The sequence below is a fragment of the Paramagnetospirillum sp. genome, from assembly GCF_058402745.1.
Map to the genome: position 1 here is coordinate 60,381 of NZ_JBZVFI010000011.1, position 15,973 is coordinate 76,353.

Below are 15,973 nucleotides of genomic sequence, written 5' to 3' on the forward strand. Positions count from 1 at the left end.
CCCTTGCACCCTGCGCACAATCGGCGAGACTACCGCCCCATGAGACCATACGCCATCCCCCTGCTGCTGTTGCCGCTGCTGTGGCTGCCCGCCCCCGCCCCGGCCGAGACCATCAACCCGAAGATGGAATACCGCACCTGCCTGAATCTGGCCCGCGCCAAGCCCGAGGACGGCTGGGAGGAGGCGCTGGCCTGGGCGTCCCTGGGCGGCGGCGAGCCGGCGCGGCATTGCGCGGCGGTCGCCCTGATCGGACTGGGCAAGTACGAGGAGGCGGCCAGGCGCCTGGAGGCCCTGGCCTCGTCCAGCCGGCGCGAGGAAACCCTGCGCGCCGAAATGCTGGCCCAGGCGGGGCAGGCCTGGCTGCTGGCCGGCAAGCCCCAACAGGCCCTGGCCGTCCAGGACACCGCCCTGAAGCTGGTCCCCGGCCATCCCGAACTGATGCTGGACAAGGCGGTGACGCTGGCCTCGGTCAGCCATTACGCCGAGGTGGCGGAGTTGCTCGGCACCCTGCTGAAGGCCCAGCCCAACCGCATCGAGGCCATGGTGCTGCGCGCCGTGGCCTACCGCTACCTGGACAAGCCGGACCTGGCCAAGGAGGACCTGGCCCGTGCCCTGGTGCTGGACCCGGCCTTTCCCGACGCCCTCTTGGAGCGCGGCATCATCCGCCGCCTGGAGGACGACCGGGCCGGCGCCCGCGAGGACTGGATGAAGGCCATCGCCGCCGCGCCCGAAAGCACCGCCGCCGACACGGCGCGCCGGAACCTGGAGATGATGGACGTCACGGTGAAGTGATCTTCTCTCCTGTCATCCCGACGCCCTTGGGCGGAGGGATCTCATCCTGGAACGGCGTTTCAGAACCGGTACCGATGGTCCAGACGGAGATCCCTCGGCTTCGCTCGGGATGACAGAACCGATTACCGGGATTCGGACCTTGTTCCCTAAAGCCGCCGCGCCTCCTCGTCCCTGGTCAGCGTGGTGAGCGCCAGGGCGTGGACGCGGCCGGCCAGTTCCTCGGCCAGCAGGGCGTTGACCATGCGGTGACGCTCCACCCGGCTTTTGCCGGCGAAGGCCTCGGAGACGATTTCCAGGCGGAAATGGCTTTCGCCTTGCGGGTTGTGCCCGGCATGCCCGGCATGACGGTGGGATTCGTCGATGATGTCCAGGCGGGACGGAGCCAGCCCGTCCTCGAGCTTCTTGCGCATCACCGGTGTCACCTGCATGTCTAAGGCCCTTTCGCCCGTTTGAACCCTCCCCAATTGGGGCCAGCGGAGCCCGCCGTCAAGAGGCCGTTCGGCAGGGCCGCATTTTCCGCAGGCACCTTGCCTTGGCGCTTTCGAGCCTCCATTATGACCGGTGCCATGAAAGCGACCAACGCCCGCAGATCCTGGCGGCCGGCCTTCGGCCCCACTCCGGCGCAACCGGCCACCCGCCGTTGCGACCATCCCGGCTGCGCGCTGGAGGCCGAGTACCGCGCCCCCCAGGCCCGCGACCGGCTGACCGATTACTACTGGTTCTGCCTGGACCACGTCCGCGAGTACAATTCCGCCTGGAACTACTACGAGGGCATGGGCGCCGAGGAGATCGAGGCCGAGTTGCGCAAGGACACCACCTGGCAGCGCCCCACCTGGCCGCTGGGGATTCAGGGCGCCCGGCGCAAGTTCGCCTACACCATCCACGACCCCTTCGAGGTGTTCGAGGACACCGCCACCGAGGAGGCGCGGCCCAAGGCCCGCGTGCCCACCCCGGAGGAGGAGGCCATGGCGGTGCTGGACCTCAGCCCTCCGCTCACCGCCGAGGCGCTGAAGGCCCGCTACAAGGAGCTGGTCAAGCAGCACCATCCCGACGCCAACAACGGCGACAAGGAAGCCGAGGAGCGCTTCAAGCGCATCAACCACGCCTACAACACCCTGAAGCTCAGCCTGAGCCTGTAAGCAGCAGCCCCCCAAGGACGAGAGTATGACCTCCAAGACCCAGAGCCCGCTTGCCTCCGACCATCCGCTCGCCATGCCCGACACCCAGGTGTCCGCCCGCGAGGTGTTCGGCATCGACATCGACATGATGGTCCCCGCCTTCTCGGTGGGCAGCGAGCACGTGCCCGACGTGGACCCGGCCTACCGCTTCGATCCCGACACCACCAAGGCCATCCTGGCCGGCTTCGCCTATAACCGCCGCGTCATGGTCCAGGGCTATCACGGCACCGGCAAGTCCACCCATATCGAGCAGGTGGCGGCCCGGCTCAACTGGCCGTGCATCCGCGTCAACCTGGACAGCCACGTCAGCCGCATCGACCTGATCGGCAAGGACGCCATCGTGGTCAAGGACGGCAAGCAGATCACCGAGTTCCGCGAAGGCATGCTGCCCTGGGCGCTGCAGCATCCCTGCGCCCTGGTGTTCGACGAATACGACGCCGGCCGCCCCGACGTGATGTTCGTGATCCAGCGCGTCCTCGAGGTCGAGGGCCGCCTGACGCTGCTCGACCAGAACCGGGTGATCCGGCCGCACGCCGCCTTCCGCCTGTTCGCCACCGCCAACACCGTGGGCCTGGGCGACACCACCGGCCTCTACCACGGCACCCAGCAGATCAACCAGGGCCAGATGGACCGCTGGAACATCGTCGCCACCCTGAATTACCTGGCGCACGACGACGAATGCTCCATCGTGGTGGCCAAGCTGAAGGAATACGACACCCCCGAGGGCCGCGACCTGGTGTCCAAGATGGTGATGCTGGCCGATCTCACCCGCCAGGGCTTCATGAACGGCGACATCTCGACGGTGATGAGCCCGCGCACGGTGATCACCTGGGCCGAGAACACCCGCATCTTCACCGACCACGGCTACGCCTTCCGCGTGACCTTCCTCAACAAGTGCGACGAGGTGGAGCGGCCCATCCTGGCCGAGTACTACCAGCGCTGCTTCGGCACGGACCTGCCCGAGGGGCCGGCCCGCATGCTGGCCTAAGGGCCTGGGGAGAGATCTTGCAGCAGAACTCCACGGGCAAGGACGGCAGCAGGGGTGAAAGCGTCGGCGACACCATCCGCCGCGCCACCGCCGCCACCCTGAAGGCCATGTCCGGCCAGCCCGAGCTGGACGTGGGCTTCGCCGCCGGCAACGGCAGCGTGCGCGGCACGGAAATCCGCCTGCCCGCGCCGCCGCGCACCATCCTGGCCTCGGACCTGGCCCGGCTGAGGGGCACCGCCGATGCCATCGCGCTTCGGCTGCGCTACCATGACGACACCGTCCACGTGCGCCGCATGCCGCAGCTGCCCGACGCCCGCAAGATCTACGACATGGTCGAGCAGGCCCGGGTCGAGGCCCTGGGGGCGCGGCTGATGCCCGGCGCGGCCCTGAACATCGCCGAGGTGCTGGAGGTCAAGGCCCGCGCCGAGGGCCTGGACCGCGCGGTGAAGCGCGAGCAGGTGCCGCTGGCCGACGCCATGCGCCTGATCGCGCGCGAGGTCTTCGCCGGCCTTCCGCCGCCGCCCTCGGCCCGCACCGCCGTGGATCTGTGGCGCGACGAGATCAGGGCCAAGGCCGGCCCGACGCTGGACGCGCTGAAGGACCTGCTGCGCGACCAGGAGGCCTTCGCCAAGGGCCTGCACCGGCTGCTGCGCGACCTGGATTTCGGCACCGACCAGCCGTCGGAAGCCGACGAATCCGAGAATTCGCAGCAAGACGGACAGGAGCAGGAGGCCCAGGGCGCCGGCCAGGAAAAGGAAGGCGAGCAGGAGGGCCAGGGCCCCCAGCAGGAAGGCGACACCCAGGCCCCCGGCTCGTCGGAAGGCAGCGGCGAGGACGAGGGCGAGGGCGACGGCGAGGAGATGATGCTGACCGGCTCGGGCACCGAGGAGCCGGGCGGCCCGTCCAAGCAGAGCCAGGAACAGCTGTCCAATTCGGCCGCCATGCAGGACCGGCCGTACAAGCCCTTCACCACCCAGTTCGACCAGATCGTCACCGCCGAGGATCTGTGCGAATCGGAGGATCTGAACCGCCTGCGCCGCCAGCTGGACCAGCAGCTCTCACACCTGCAGGGCGTGGTGTCCAAGCTGGCCAACCGCCTGCAGCGGAAATTGATGGCGCAGCAGACCCGCAACTGGGATTTCGACCTGGAAGAGGGCATGCTCGACACGGGACGCCTGGCGCGCATCGTCGCCAACCCCATGCATTCCCTGTCCTTCAAGATCGAGAAGGACACCGACTTCCGCGATACCGTGGTCAGCCTGCTGATCGACAATTCCGGCTCCATGCGAGGCCGCCCCATCACCGTGGCGGCCATGAGCGCCGACATCCTGGCCCGCACCCTGGAGCGCTGCGGCGTCAAGGTGGAGGTGCTGGGCTTCACCACCCGGGCGTGGAAGGGCGGCAGCGCGCGCGAGAAGTGGCAGGCCGAGGGCAAGCCGGCCAATCCCGGCCGTCTCAACGACCTGCGCCACATCGTCTACAAGGCGGCCGACGCTCCCTGGCGCCGGGTGCGGCGCAATCTCGGCCTGATGCTGAAGGAAGGCATCCTCAAGGAGAACATCGACGGCGAGGCGCTGATGTGGGCGCATGAGCGCCTGATCGCGCGGTCCGAGCAGCGACGCATCCTGATGGTCATCTCGGACGGCGCCCCGGTGGACGATTCGACGCTGTCGGCCAATCCCGGCAACACCCTGGAAAAGCACCTGCGCGACGTCATCGCCTATATCGAGAACCGCTCGCCGGTGGAACTGGTGGCCATCGGCATCGGCCACGACGTCACCCGCTACTATCGCCGCGCCGTCACCATCATGGACGCCGAGGAACTGGGCGGCACCATGATGCGCCAGCTGACCTCCCTGTTCGACGACGAGGCCGAGGCCCCGGGCGGCCGGCGCCGGGCGGGCTGACCATGACCGGCGCCGGCGTGGAGGTCAACCAACCCGGCAGCACGGACAAGGAGTCCGATCCCGCCCGCCCGTCCCGCCTGCCGCAGCCGAGGCTGCTGCTCGGACTGATCACCGCCATCGCCGTGCTGGGCGGCATGGCCGGGTTGGGCACCCTGACCTGGTTCGACCATCAGGTCGCCCTGGCCGACTGGAACGCCAATCTCAGCCTGTCGGCCCGGCTGCTGGAATCCCACACCCGCGCCGCCCACGGCACCGCCCACGCCAATCTCGGCATGATCGGCGACCATGTGGCGGGCCGTCCGCTGGCCAGCCTCAAGAACTCCCGCCACGAGCAGCTCTGGCTGGACTCCGTGCTGGGCAATCTTCCCTACGGCGTCGCCATCGCCATCCACGACGAGCGCGGCGATCCGGTGCTGGCCGCCGACCGCCTGGGCCTGTTCGCCGCCAGCGCCGCCCATCGCGACTACTTCACCCTGGCGCTGGCCCGGCCGGGCCGCACCGTGATGAGCGCCGTGGTCCCCGGGCGCGGCGACCAGGAGCGGGTGATCATCTTCAGCCGGGCCATCCTCGACCCGTCCGGCCGCGCGGTGGGGGTGGGGGAAATCGCCATCCGAACCGATTATTTCATCGATTTCTACCGCGACATGCAGCCCGAGCCCGGCTCCATCTTCCTGGTATCGCGCCAGGATGGCGGGCTGGTGGCGCGCTATCCCATGCCCGACGCCACCTTCACCCGCTTCGACACCTCCAAGCCGCCCTTCACCCGGTTCTCCCAGGGGCCGGCCGGGCTCTACCGCTCCACCTCGGTGGTGGACGGGATCGAGCGGCTGGTGGCCTATCGCAACCTTCCCGACCTGGAGATGGTGGTCACCTCGGGCATGCCCACGGAGGTGGTGTTCCGCGAATGGAGCGTGCGCACAAGGCGCAACGTGCTGCTGTTCACCACCGCCATGGCGCTGCTGCTGGTGCTGGCCGCCATCACCGGCGAGAGCCTGCGGCACGAGGCGCGGCTGCTGGCCACCGGCGAGCGCCGCACCCGCGAGCTGACCTCCGCCCTGGCGGAAAAGGACGTGCTGTTCCAGGAAGTCCACCACCGGGTGAAGAACAACCTTCAGGTCATCTCCTCGCTGCTGACCATGCAGTCGCTGCACGTCACCGACGAGAAGGTCAAGGCGACCTTGAAGGACGCGCTCGACCGCATCCATTCCATGGGTCTGGTGCACCAGACCCTGTACGAGCGCAACCTCGCCTCCAACGTCGATCTCGGCACCTATTTCGGCAAGCTGGCCGAGGCGCTGGCCGGGTCCTATGCCGCCGCGCCCGGCGGCGTCACCGTCGAGGTGGAGGTGGAGGGCACCCTGGACCTGGAACGCGCCGTGCCGCTCGGCATGCTGGCCAACGAGGTGCTGTCCAACGCCATGAAGCACGCCTTCTCGGACGGACGGCGGGGCACCATCTGGGTGACCCTGGTGCGCGAGGCGGGGGAATGGCACTTCACGGTGCGCGACAACGGCGTGGGCATGCCCGACAAGCCGGGACGCGGCATCGGCATCGGCCTGATCCGCGCCCTGGCCCGCCAGCTGGGCGGCCGCTCCCACATCTTCGTCGACGAGGGAACGGTGGTGTCGGTGACGTTTCCGGCGTGATGCGGGCGAGACGCCCGCGCTCCGAACGTCCAATGGGGCGCGGGCGTCCCGCCCGCTTTCCCCTACTTGGCCTTGGGGCGGAAGGCCTTGCACACCGCCGGGTCGGTGTCGATGAAGGCACCGCCGATCAGGTCGATGCAATAGGGCACCGCCGGCATCACCGCGTTCAGGCAATCGGCGATGGCCGAAGGCTTGCCCGGCAGGTTGATGATCAGGCTTTTGCCCCGGATGCCCGCCGTCTGGCGCGACAGGATGGCGGTGGGCACCACCTTCAGGCTTTCGCTGCGCATCAGCTCGCCGAAGCCCGGCATCATCTTGTCGCACACCGCCTCGGTGGCTTCGGGCGTCACGTCGCGGGGCGCCGGGCCGGTGCCCCCCGTGGTGACGATCAGGGCGCAGCCCTCGGTATCGGCCAGTTCCTTCAGCGTCGCCTCGATCAGCGCCTGCTCGTCCTCGATGACGCGCGCCACCGGACGCCAGGGCGTGGACAGGAAGCGGGTCATCTCGGCGATGATGGCGGGTCCGCCCTTGTCCTCGTAGACGCCCCGGCTGGCGCGGTCCGAGATGGTGACGACCCCGATGGGGACGGGCTGTTCGGTCATGACGAATTCTCCTGGAAAAGGATCACGGAGTGTGATGACCTCAATGGGCCGGGTCAAGAGCACGAGGGCAGCATGATCATCACCACCACCGATTCCGTCGAGGACAAGCGCATCACCGCCTATCTCGGCATCGTCTGCGGCGACGCGGTCATGGGCACCAACATCTTCCGCGACATGATGGCCAGCGTGCGCGACATCGTCGGCGGCCGCTCGGGCGCCTACGAGACGGTGCTGCGCCAGGCCAAGGAGGCGGCGCTGTCCGACATGCAGGCCCAGGCCGCTCAACTGGGCGCCGACGCGGTGGTGGCCGTCGATCTGGACTACGACACGGTGGCGGGCGACGGCAAGACCATGCTGATCGTCTCGGCCAACGGCACGGCGGTCAAGCTCGGTTAACCATACGTTAAGACTTACAACGGGTTCCGCGCGGTTTCTAAGATATTCCGTGACTTTCCGGCCGTAATTGCGCTAGATAATTGGATTCTGGCGCTGCGGAATCACGACCTTGTCCAAACGTCTCGTCTTCGCCGTTGTGGGTTTGGCCTTGTTGGGCGCGTGCTCCTCGCCGCCGCCGCCCCGGCTGGCCGCGCCGCCCCCCATCCTCGACCCCGACCAGGCCTGCCTCAAGGATCTGCGCGACCGCCGGGTGGCGTTCGAGCCGCAGGCGGCGTTCGGCAATCCGGGTTCCTGCGCCATCGCCAATCCGGTGAGGGTGACCGCCAATTCCGGGGCGGCATGGAACCGTCCCGGCGTGATGTCGTGCTCCATGGCGCGCACCGTCGAGCGCTTCGAGACCCAGGTGGTGCAGGCCGCGGCCCAGCGCATCTTCGGCCAGAGGGTGGCCAGGCTCCACCACATGGGAACCTATGACTGCCGCAGCCGCCGCACGGAAACCACGGTGGCGTCCTCGGGCGAGGGCCGAAGCCGGGGCGGCCGCCTGTCCGAGCACGGCAAGGGCCAGGCCATCGACATCGGCGGCTTCGAACTGGCCGACGGCACCATGATCTCGGTGAAGAAGGACTGGCAGGGCGCCGGCAAGAAGAGCGATTTCCTCCACGCGGTGGCCCGGGCATCCTGCGAGCACTTCAACGTGGTGCTGACCCCCAACCACAACAAGCTGCACGCCGACCACCTGCACCTGGACATCGGCCCGCACAAGCTGTGTTCCATGTGAGGAATGGCCTCACGCCGGAAACGGCTCTCCTTTGGACACTGTGGATTGAACCACAGAGACACAGAGACACAGAGAAAGCACCGAGAAAAAGATAAACAGTTTTATTCCTCTGTGCTTTCTCTGTGTCTCTGCGCCTCTGTGGTGAACTCACCGGCCGCCAAAATTCTCCGGCGACACCGAAAGTGGCTCTACAGCACCGTCAGCATGCTGGCCACCAGCGGGTGGCGGACGATGTCCTTTTCGTTCAGATGCACCACGGCGACGTCGGGCAGGTCCGACAGCCGCGCCGCGATGTCGGCCAGCCCGGACATGCCGGGCAGCAGGTCGCTCTGGTCCGGGTCGCCGGTCAGCACCATGGTGGAGTGCCAGCCCAGCCGGGTCAGCAGCATCTTGATCTGGCCGTAAGTGCAGTTCTGCGCCTCGTCGATGACGATGAAGGCGTTGTTCAGGGTGCGGCCGCGCATGTAGGCGATGGGGGCGATCTCGATGGAGCCGTCGGCCAGCAGGGCCCGCAGCCGCTTGCCGCCCAGGCGGTCCGACAGGGCGTCGTAGAGGGGACGCAGATAGGGCGCCAGCTTCTCCTGCAGGTCGCCGGGCAGGAAACCCAGGGATTCGCCCGCCTCCACCGCCGGGCGCGACAGCATGATGCGCGCCACCTTGCCCTCCTCGAAGGCCTCCACCGCCGCCGAGATGGCCAGATAGGTCTTGCCGGTCCCCGCCGGCCCCAGCGCCAGGGTCAGGTTGCCCTCATTGATGGCCTTGAGCAGCTGGCGCTGATTGTCGCTTTGCGGGCGGACCTTGCGCACGTAGCTCTGCTCGCGGTGCTGGTCGTCCTCGCCCAGCGGGCTCCAGGCCTTCTCGGCGGGATACAGCGACACCACCGGCTCATTCTTGGACGCGGCAACCCGCGTAGCGCGCTTGGCCATCAGGGACTCCTTCGGATGGATGAGGAAGACGGCAACAAAAAAGGGCCTCTCGACACGAGAGACCCTTGGCGGGAGAGGCGGAGGATGCTGCGGCCCACCTGCGGCGGGCGCCCCTGTCCGGAAACGGCTTCCGGTGCTCGGCTCAAGCAGCGAATCAACGGGATTTCCTCCGTCCGTGATCACGACCCGCAAAAACCTTAATCAACGGAGACTCGGCTTGTCGACAACAAATCGGCTCCGTCACCTGATTGTCATACCATATGTGGAGTTAATGGGATGTGAACGGGGTCACTCAGGCTCGTGCGGGCAAGATGCCCGCGCTCCGGGCCACCCATGCCCATGGAGCGCGGCCGTCCCGGCCGCTTCCCCCCTCAGTCGCTTGCCGGGGCGGGCGGGGTCACCCTGAGCGAGGTGATCTGGTTGCGCTGGCGCCGGGCGATCTCGAAGCGGAAGCCGTAGAAACGGAACACCTGGCCCACGTCGGGAATCTGCCGCGCCTCGTGCAGGACCAGCCCGGCGATGGTGGCGGCGTCTTCGTCGGGCAGCCGCCATTCGAACTGCCGGTTGAGGTCGCGGATGGTCACCGAGCCGTCGATGATGTAGGAGCCGTCCGATTGCGGCCTGACGCCGGCCACCGCCACGTCGTGCTCGTCGGTGATGTCGCCGACGATCTCCTCCAGGATGTCTTCCAGGGTCACCACCCCCATCAGGGTGCCGTACTCGTCCACCACCAGGGCGAAATGCTCGCGCCGCGACCGGAAGGCCTGCAGCTGCTCCAGCAGGGTGGTGGAATCGGGAATGAACCAGGGGGCCGAGGCCAGTTCCACCACGTCCAGGCCGTCCAGGTCGCCTTCCAGGGCGCGGACGGCGCGCAGCAGGTCCTTGGCGTGGACCACGCCGACGATGTTGTCGGGCTCGTCCTTCCACAGGGGCACGCGGGAGAAGGGGCTGCCCACCACCAGTTCGAGGATCTCGGCGGCGGGCAGGCCGGCATCGACGGTGACCACGCCGCGCCGGTGGGTCATCACCTGCCCGACCTCCACGTCGCCCAGTTCCAGGATGGAGCGCAGCATGCGCCGCTCCTCCTTGACCTCCTCCTCGCCGGCATGGACCTCGATGGCCCCCCTCAGTTCCATCATGGAGGCTTCCAGGCTGGTCGCCGAGGCGTAGGACGCTCCGAACAGGCGGAACAGCAGGCGCACGATGATTTCGATGGCCCGCACGAAGGGGGTGAAGACCAGAACCAGGGCGGTCACCGGGGCCGCCACCCGCAAGGCGACCCGGTTGGCGTGATAGATGGCGTAGGTCTTGGGCAGCACCTCGCCGAACAGCACGACCACCACGGTCATGCCGGCGGTGGCGTAGGCGATGCCGGCGTCGCCGAACAGGCCGATCAGCACGCCGGTGGCCAGCGACGAGGCCAGGATGTTGACGATGTTGTTGCCGAGCAGCAGGGAACCGATCAGCCGGTCGCGCGCTTCCAGCAGCTTGTTGACCAGACGGGCGCGCCGGCTGCCGTCCTGTTCCAGCTGATGCATCACCGGGCGGGAAACCGCGGTCAGCGCGGTCTCCGATCCGGAAAAGAAGGCCGACATCACCAGCAGGACACCGATGGCGACCAGCGACAGCGTCAACTCGTCCATCCCCTTACCTCCCGGCCGCCATCTCCGCCAGCATGGAGGCCAGTTCGGCCTCCGGCACCTCGCGGGTCAGGAAGCTCTTGCCGATGCCCTTGGCCAGCACGAAGGTGACCTTGCCGTCCTTGACCTTCTTGTCGCCGGCCATGTGGTGAATCAGCCGGTCCACCGCCCACAGCCGGGGCCGGGGCAGGGCGGCGGGCAGGCCCACCGCGTTCAGGTGGCGCTCCAGCCGCTCGGCATCGGCGGCGGGCGCCAGCCCCAGGCGGGCCGACAGGCGCAGCGCCATCACCATGCCGATGGCCACCGCCTCGCCGTGCAGCATCTCGTCGGAAAAGCCGGTCTCGGCCTCGAGCGCATGGCCGAAGGTGTGGCCGAGGTTGAGCAGGGCGCGCACGCCGCCTTCCCGCTCGTCGGCGCCGACGATGCGGGCCTTGGCGCGGCACGAGGTGGCGACGGCGTGGCGCCGCGCCTCCATGTCGCCGTCGATCACCTTTTGCCCGTTCTCCTCCAGCCAGGCGAAGAACGGCTCGTCGTCGATCACCCCGTATTTCACCACCTCGGCATAGCCGGCCAGCACCTGGCGCCGGGGCAGGGAATCCAGCACCGCCGTGTCGGCCAGCACCAGCCGGGGCTGGTAGAACGAGCCGATCAGGTTCTTGCCCTGGCGGGTGTTGATGCCGGTCTTGCCGCCCACCGAGGAATCCACCTGGGACAGCAGGGTGGTCGGAATCTGCACGAAATCCACGCCGCGCAGCAGGATCGAGGCGGCGAAGCCGGTGAGGTCGCCGATCACGCCGCCGCCCAGGGCCACCACCATGGTTCCGCGCTCGGCCCGGGCCTCCAGCATGGCGTCGAGCAGGGCCTCCAGATGCTTGAAATCCTTGGTCTGCTCGCCGGCCGGCACCACGGTGTGCATGGTGGTCGCCCCGGCCTCGGCCAGGCTTTTCTGCACCCGCTCGAGACAGAGCGGCGCCACGTTGGCGTCGGTGACCACCAGGGCGCGGCCGCCCTTCATCAGCGGCTTGATCATCTCGCCCGCCCGGTCCAGCAGGCCGGGGCCGATGTGGATGGAATAGCTGCGCTCGCCCAGTTCGACCTGGACCTGTTCAGGGGCGGCGCTCATGTCTTGTTCTCCGAATTCAAATGCTCGATCAGGCCTTCCATGACGCGGATCACGGTGGCCTCGGGGATTTCGTCGGTGGAATCGACGATGATGTCGGCCTCGGCGTAGATGGGATAGCGGGCTTCCATCAGGCGGCCGAGAATCTCGCGCGGGTCGCCCTGCTTGAGCAGCGGCCGGTGGTCGCGGCCCACCGTGCGCTTCAAGAGCAGGTCGAGATCGGCCCGAATCCACACCGAGGTGCCGGTGCGCTTGATGCGCTCGCGGGTGGTGGGGTCGACGAAGGCGCCGCCCCCGGTGGCCAGCACCACCGGCGGGCCGTCCAGCAGACGGGCGATCACCTTGCGCTCGCCGTCGCGGAAGGCGGCCTCGCCGAAGCGGGTGAAATAATCGCTGATGGTGCTGCCCGAGGCGGCCTCGAACTCGGCGTCGGAATCGACGAAATCCAGGCCCAGACGGGCGGCGAGGCGGCGGCCGACGCAGGACTTCCCCGCCCCCATCAGGCCGACCAGGACGACGGTGCGGCCGATGCGCCCCGCAAGCAGCGGCGCCAGTCTCGCCAGTTCGTCGGCCATGCCCTGATCCACGGTCGGTCCCGATCCCACAAAAAAGCGTTGAGCCGGCGTTGATCCCCGCCGCCTTGGCCGATACACTGCGCCCACGAACGCAATGGGGCCGCTTCTGCCGCTTTTAGCCGCACGTCGGCGGTCCTGTCCAGAAATGTCGCCATCGCGAGAGGTCTTCCGTCTCCCATGAGCAAGATTGCCGGCCTTATCGTTGCCCTGCTGCTGGCGGTTCTCGTCGGCGGCGGACTGTTCCTGTCCACCTGGGACCCGCCGCCCCCGTCGGCGAAGATCGAGAAGGTCGTGCCGGATGCCCGTTTCCCGCGCTAAAGCCCTGCCCCTGGCCCTGGCCCTCGGCGCCGCCTTCGTGGCGCCCGCCGCCCTGGCCCAGCAGCCGGGCAAGCCGCTGATCCTGACCTCGCCCAACCTGGAAGCGCCGCCCCCCGCCGCCAAGCCGGAAGGCGCGGCGACGCCGCCCTCCGCCGCCGGCGAATTCCCCGGCGGCCCGCCCAAGGCCGCTCCCCGCTTCGAGGTGGAGGAGCTGAAGGCCCCCGACCCCGACGCCGTCGGCGCCCTCGACGAGGGACAGGGCGGTCTGGGCATGGGCATGTGGCACGGTACCTCCGCCGCCGTGGTCCGCAAGATTCTGCCGGCCCTGCCCGCCGCCCCCGGCTCGCGGGCGGCCCATTCCCTGTCGCGCCGCCTGCTGCTGTCGGCGGCCGCCGCTCCCGACGGCAATCGCGGCCAGACTCCGTCCCTGCTGGAGCTGCGCGCCGAGCGGCTGTTCGCCATGGGCGAAATCGACGGCCTGGCCGCCCTGCTGAAGGCGGCGCCCGCCTCGCTGGCCTCGCCCGGGCTGTCGCGCCTCAAGGTGGACACCTTCCTGCTGGCCGGCGATTCCAAGGCCGCCTGCGCCGAGGCCGCGATCATGGCCCAGGGCGCGCCGCTCGACCCGCGCCTCGCGGTGTTCTGCCAGCTGTCGGCCGGCAAGACGCTGGAAGCCGGCATGGCGCTCGACCTGATGCGCGAGCGCAAGGACGCCGACCACGCCTTCATCGCCGCCGCCGAGGCCATGGGCGGAACGCCGCCGGCCAAGGTGGACAAGCTGCCGCAACCGACTCCGCTGCATCTGGCCGCCTTCAAGGCCGCCAAGCTGCCGCTGCCCGCCGATGCCGCCGCCAATGCGCCGCCGTCCATGCTGCGCGCCATCGCCGACAATCCCGGCATGGCCGCCGACCATCGGATCACCGCCGCCGAGCGGGCCGAGGCGCTGGGCATCCTCGATACCGAGGCCCTGCGCGCCCTGATGGCGGCGGTCACCCTGACCCCCGCCGAGCAGCAGGCCGCCGCCACCCAGGGCGACAGGAGCCCCAAGGGCCGCGTGCTGTGGCTGCGTGCCGTGGGCGCCGAGCAGGCCGCCCCCGCCCGGGCCGAGTTGATCTCCCGGGTCCTGCTGGCGGCGGCGGAGCGCCACGCCTTCGCGGCCACCGCCCGGCTCTACGCCCCGCTGATCGCCGAATTGAAGCCGGCCCCCGATCTGGCCGCCATCGCCCCGGTGCTGGCCCGCGCCCTTTACGCCGTGGGACGGCCCGAGGCGGCGGGCAACTGGCTGGCCCTGGCCAAGTCCGATCCGGCCGCCGCCAAGACCGCCGCCGGATTGTGGCCGCTGACCCGCATCGCCCGCGTCGGCCTCGATCCCAGCCCGGCCGATGCGTTCGGCGCCTGGCTGGAGGGCGCCCAGTTGAACGAACGCCGCACCGTGGTCACCCTGGCCATGCTGCAGGCGGTGGGGGAAAACATCCCCGCCTCGGCCTGGGTGGCCCATGCCGCCGGCAGTGCCGCCGGTCCCGCGCCCAAGCCGGCGCTGAAGGCGTTGCTGCGCGCCGCCGCCGAGGGGGCGCGCCGGGGCGAGACGGCACTGCTGTCCATCGCCGCCCTGGGCGAAACCGGACTGGAGGCCGCCGACCCCGACACAATCAACCGGGTGGTGGTGTTCCTGCGTCAGGCCGGGTTCGAGCGCGAGGCCCGGGAACTGGCCATGGAAGCGGTGCTGGCCAACGGCGGATGAACGCGCCCTTCGACCGCCATATCGAGTCCTTTCTCGAGATGATGCAGGTCGAACGCGGGGCCAGCCCCAACACGCTGGACGCCTATGGCCGCGATCTGGCCGATTTCGCCGAATTCCTGGACGGGCGCGGCCTCAGGCCCCTGAGCGCCGACGGGCGGGCGGTGGCCGCCTATGTCGCCCGTCAGGCGGAGATCGGCATGGCGGCCCGCACCCAGGCGCGGCGGCTGTCCTGCCTGAAGCAGTTCTACGGCTTCGTCTTCGCCGAGCGCCTGCGGCCCGACGATCCCACCGCCAATATCGACGCGCCGCGCCTGGGCCGCCCCCTGCCCAAGTACCTGCGTCGGGAAGAGGTGACCGCCCTGCTGGACGCCGCCCGCGCCCTGGAGGGGCGGGACGGCATCCTGATGACCGCTTTGCTGGAGACCCTTTACGCCACCGGGCTGCGCGTCTCCGAGCTGGTGTCGCTGCCGCTCGCCGCCGTGGCCCGCGACCCCTCGGTCCTGGTGGTGCGCGGCAAGGGCGCGAAGGAGCGCATGGTGCCGTTGTCCGATCCCGCCCGCGCCGCCCTGATCCAGTGGAAGGCCGAGCGCGCCGCCATGGTGCCGAAGGCCAGGCCGTCCCGCTGGCTGTTTCCCTCCGGCGGCGCCACCGGCCACCTCACCCGCTCGGGCTTCGCCAAGATGCTGGCCCGGGTGGCGGTCCAGGCCGGCCTCGATCCCGCCAGGGTGTCGCCCCACGTGCTGCGCCACTCCTTCGCCAGCCATCTGCTGGCCGGCGGCGCCGACCTCAGGAGCGTCCAGGAAATGCTGGGCCATGCCGACATCGCCACCACGGAAATCTATACCCATCTGATCGACGACGAAGCCGGACGGCTGGTCCGCGCCCACCATCCCCTGGCCGGCAAGGCCCCACCAAAGCGCTAAGTATATTCATAAGCGCTTATGCCTTAGCGCATATGCATCTAATGGATGCAATAATCATGATCTCGCGATAAGCATTTCCACTTATTCACGTTCCGTTCCGTTGACAGCCCCTGGCGACCCCGCCAATTCTGTAGGCGCCTTAGGGAGTTATCCATTCTCTCCCGAGGCGAGGGCATCACTCGCTCTAGTTGGGGAGAGCATCGGACATGACCGACGACGAGTTCACGGAGACGTTACGGCGGCTGGGGCTTTCCCAGGCTGCCCTGGCCCGATTGCTGGACGACCTGGGAGAGCAGCAGCCCGCCCCCACCACGGTGTGGCGCTGGGCCGACGGACGGTCGCGGGTTCCCATCGGCGTGGGCGCCCTGCTGCGGCTGCTGGAACAATTGCCGTCCGACCTGCGCAATCAGGTCACCCGCAAAGCCCTTCGGGCCTGACAACGGCAG

17 protein-coding genes are annotated in these 15,973 nt (G+C 69.0%); 11 read left to right on the plus strand and 6 right to left on the minus strand.

Going from position 1 to position 15,973, the window contains the following annotated elements:
- Positions 1 to 39: 39 nt before the first annotated feature.
- Positions 40 to 792: a tetratricopeptide repeat protein gene (locus ACV4UZ_RS08390; protein WP_491600440.1), complete on the plus strand. Its 753-nt coding sequence runs from the start codon at positions 40 to 42 to the stop codon at positions 790 to 792.
- 146 nt (positions 793 to 938) lie between these two features.
- Here ACV4UZ_RS08390 and ACV4UZ_RS08395 read toward each other — a convergent pair whose 3' ends face one another.
- Positions 939 to 1,220: a BolA family protein gene (locus tag ACV4UZ_RS08395; protein ID WP_491600441.1), complete on the minus strand. Its 282-nt coding sequence runs from the start codon at positions 1,218 to 1,220 to the stop codon at positions 939 to 941.
- 138 nt (positions 1,221 to 1,358) lie between these two features.
- On the opposite strand from ACV4UZ_RS08395, the gene ACV4UZ_RS08400 reads away from it, so the two are divergent.
- Genes ACV4UZ_RS08400 through ACV4UZ_RS08415 form a run of 4 tightly spaced genes read left to right on the plus strand, consistent with a single transcriptional unit; the run spans position 1,359 to position 6,511 of the window.
- Positions 1,359 to 1,931, plus strand: a complete 573-nt coding sequence (locus ACV4UZ_RS08400) for a J domain-containing protein (RefSeq protein ID WP_491600442.1) — start codon at positions 1,359 to 1,361, stop codon at positions 1,929 to 1,931.
- 25 nt (positions 1,932 to 1,956) lie between these two features.
- Positions 1,957 to 2,958 carry a cobaltochelatase subunit CobS gene (cobS, locus tag ACV4UZ_RS08405; protein ID WP_491600443.1) on the plus strand — a complete coding sequence of 334 codons (1,002 nt, stop codon included), beginning with the start codon at positions 1,957 to 1,959 and terminating at the stop codon, positions 2,956 to 2,958.
- Between the two features lie 17 nt (positions 2,959 to 2,975).
- Positions 2,976 to 4,865, plus strand: coding sequence for a cobaltochelatase subunit CobT (gene cobT / locus ACV4UZ_RS08410; protein ID WP_491600444.1), 1,890 nt, complete (start codon positions 2,976 to 2,978; stop codon positions 4,863 to 4,865).
- 2 nt (positions 4,866 to 4,867) lie between these two features.
- Positions 4,868 to 6,511, plus strand: coding sequence for a sensor histidine kinase (locus ACV4UZ_RS08415; RefSeq protein WP_491600445.1), 1,644 nt, complete (start codon positions 4,868 to 4,870; stop codon positions 6,509 to 6,511).
- Positions 6,512 to 6,573: 62 nt separating this feature from the next.
- Here the strand turns inward: ACV4UZ_RS08415 and mog are convergent, their stop codons facing one another.
- Positions 6,574 to 7,113 carry a molybdopterin adenylyltransferase gene (gene mog, locus ACV4UZ_RS08420; RefSeq protein WP_491600446.1) on the minus strand — a complete coding sequence of 180 codons (540 nt, stop codon included), beginning with the start codon at positions 7,111 to 7,113 and terminating at the stop codon, positions 6,574 to 6,576.
- Between the two features lie 72 nt (positions 7,114 to 7,185).
- Here mog and ACV4UZ_RS08425 point away from each other — a divergent pair, with 72 nt between their 5' ends.
- Both ACV4UZ_RS08425 and ACV4UZ_RS08430 read left to right on the plus strand, forming a co-directional pair.
- Positions 7,186 to 7,509, plus strand: coding sequence for a YbjQ family protein (locus ACV4UZ_RS08425; protein ID WP_491600447.1), 324 nt, complete (start codon positions 7,186 to 7,188; stop codon positions 7,507 to 7,509).
- 109 nt (positions 7,510 to 7,618) lie between these two features.
- Positions 7,619 to 8,287 carry an extensin family protein gene (locus ACV4UZ_RS08430; protein WP_491600448.1) on the plus strand — a complete coding sequence of 223 codons (669 nt, stop codon included), beginning with the start codon at positions 7,619 to 7,621 and terminating at the stop codon, positions 8,285 to 8,287.
- 188 nt (positions 8,288 to 8,475) lie between these two features.
- On the opposite strand, the gene ACV4UZ_RS08435 is transcribed toward ACV4UZ_RS08430, so the two are convergent.
- The 4 genes from ACV4UZ_RS08435 to ACV4UZ_RS08450 form a co-directional block, all read right to left on the minus strand.
- The gene (locus tag ACV4UZ_RS08435; protein WP_491600449.1) at positions 8,476 to 9,213 is read right to left on the minus strand and encodes a PhoH family protein; all 738 of its coding nucleotides are present in this window, start codon (positions 9,211 to 9,213) and stop codon (positions 8,476 to 8,478) included.
- Positions 9,214 to 9,584: 371 nt separating this feature from the next.
- A complete protein-coding gene (locus tag ACV4UZ_RS08440; RefSeq protein ID WP_491600450.1) occupies positions 9,585 to 10,856 on the minus strand; it encodes an HlyC/CorC family transporter in 1,272 nt (423 codons plus the stop codon).
- Between the two features lie 4 nt (positions 10,857 to 10,860).
- On the minus strand, positions 10,861 to 11,976 hold the full coding sequence (aroB, locus tag ACV4UZ_RS08445) for a 3-dehydroquinate synthase (RefSeq protein ID WP_491600451.1): 1,116 nt from the start codon (positions 11,974 to 11,976) through the stop codon (positions 10,861 to 10,863).
- The gene (locus ACV4UZ_RS08450) at positions 11,973 to 12,548 is read right to left on the minus strand and encodes a shikimate kinase (RefSeq protein ID WP_491600452.1); all 576 of its coding nucleotides are present in this window, start codon (positions 12,546 to 12,548) and stop codon (positions 11,973 to 11,975) included. Before ACV4UZ_RS08450 ends, aroB begins: the two co-directional genes overlap by 4 nt.
- Positions 12,549 to 12,725: 177 nt before the next feature.
- Here ACV4UZ_RS08450 and ACV4UZ_RS08455 point away from each other — a divergent pair, with 177 nt between their 5' ends.
- From ACV4UZ_RS08455 to ACV4UZ_RS08470, 4 genes are all read left to right on the plus strand, one after another.
- Entirely contained in the window at positions 12,726 to 12,866 is a 141-nt protein-coding gene (locus tag ACV4UZ_RS08455; RefSeq protein ID WP_491600453.1) for a hypothetical protein, read from the plus strand.
- Positions 12,847 to 14,604 (plus strand): antifreeze protein, encoded by a 1,758-nt coding sequence (locus ACV4UZ_RS08460; protein WP_491600454.1) that lies wholly within the window; start codon positions 12,847 to 12,849, stop codon positions 14,602 to 14,604. Before ACV4UZ_RS08455 ends, ACV4UZ_RS08460 begins: the two co-directional genes overlap by 20 nt.
- Positions 14,601 to 15,527 carry a site-specific tyrosine recombinase XerD gene (locus tag ACV4UZ_RS08465; RefSeq protein WP_491600455.1) on the plus strand — a complete coding sequence of 309 codons (927 nt, stop codon included), beginning with the start codon at positions 14,601 to 14,603 and terminating at the stop codon, positions 15,525 to 15,527. Before ACV4UZ_RS08460 ends, ACV4UZ_RS08465 begins: the two co-directional genes overlap by 4 nt.
- 206 nt (positions 15,528 to 15,733) lie before the next feature.
- Entirely contained in the window at positions 15,734 to 15,964 is a 231-nt protein-coding gene (locus ACV4UZ_RS08470) for a helix-turn-helix domain-containing protein (protein WP_085374408.1), read from the plus strand.
- Positions 15,965 to 15,973: the final 9 nt, after the last annotated feature.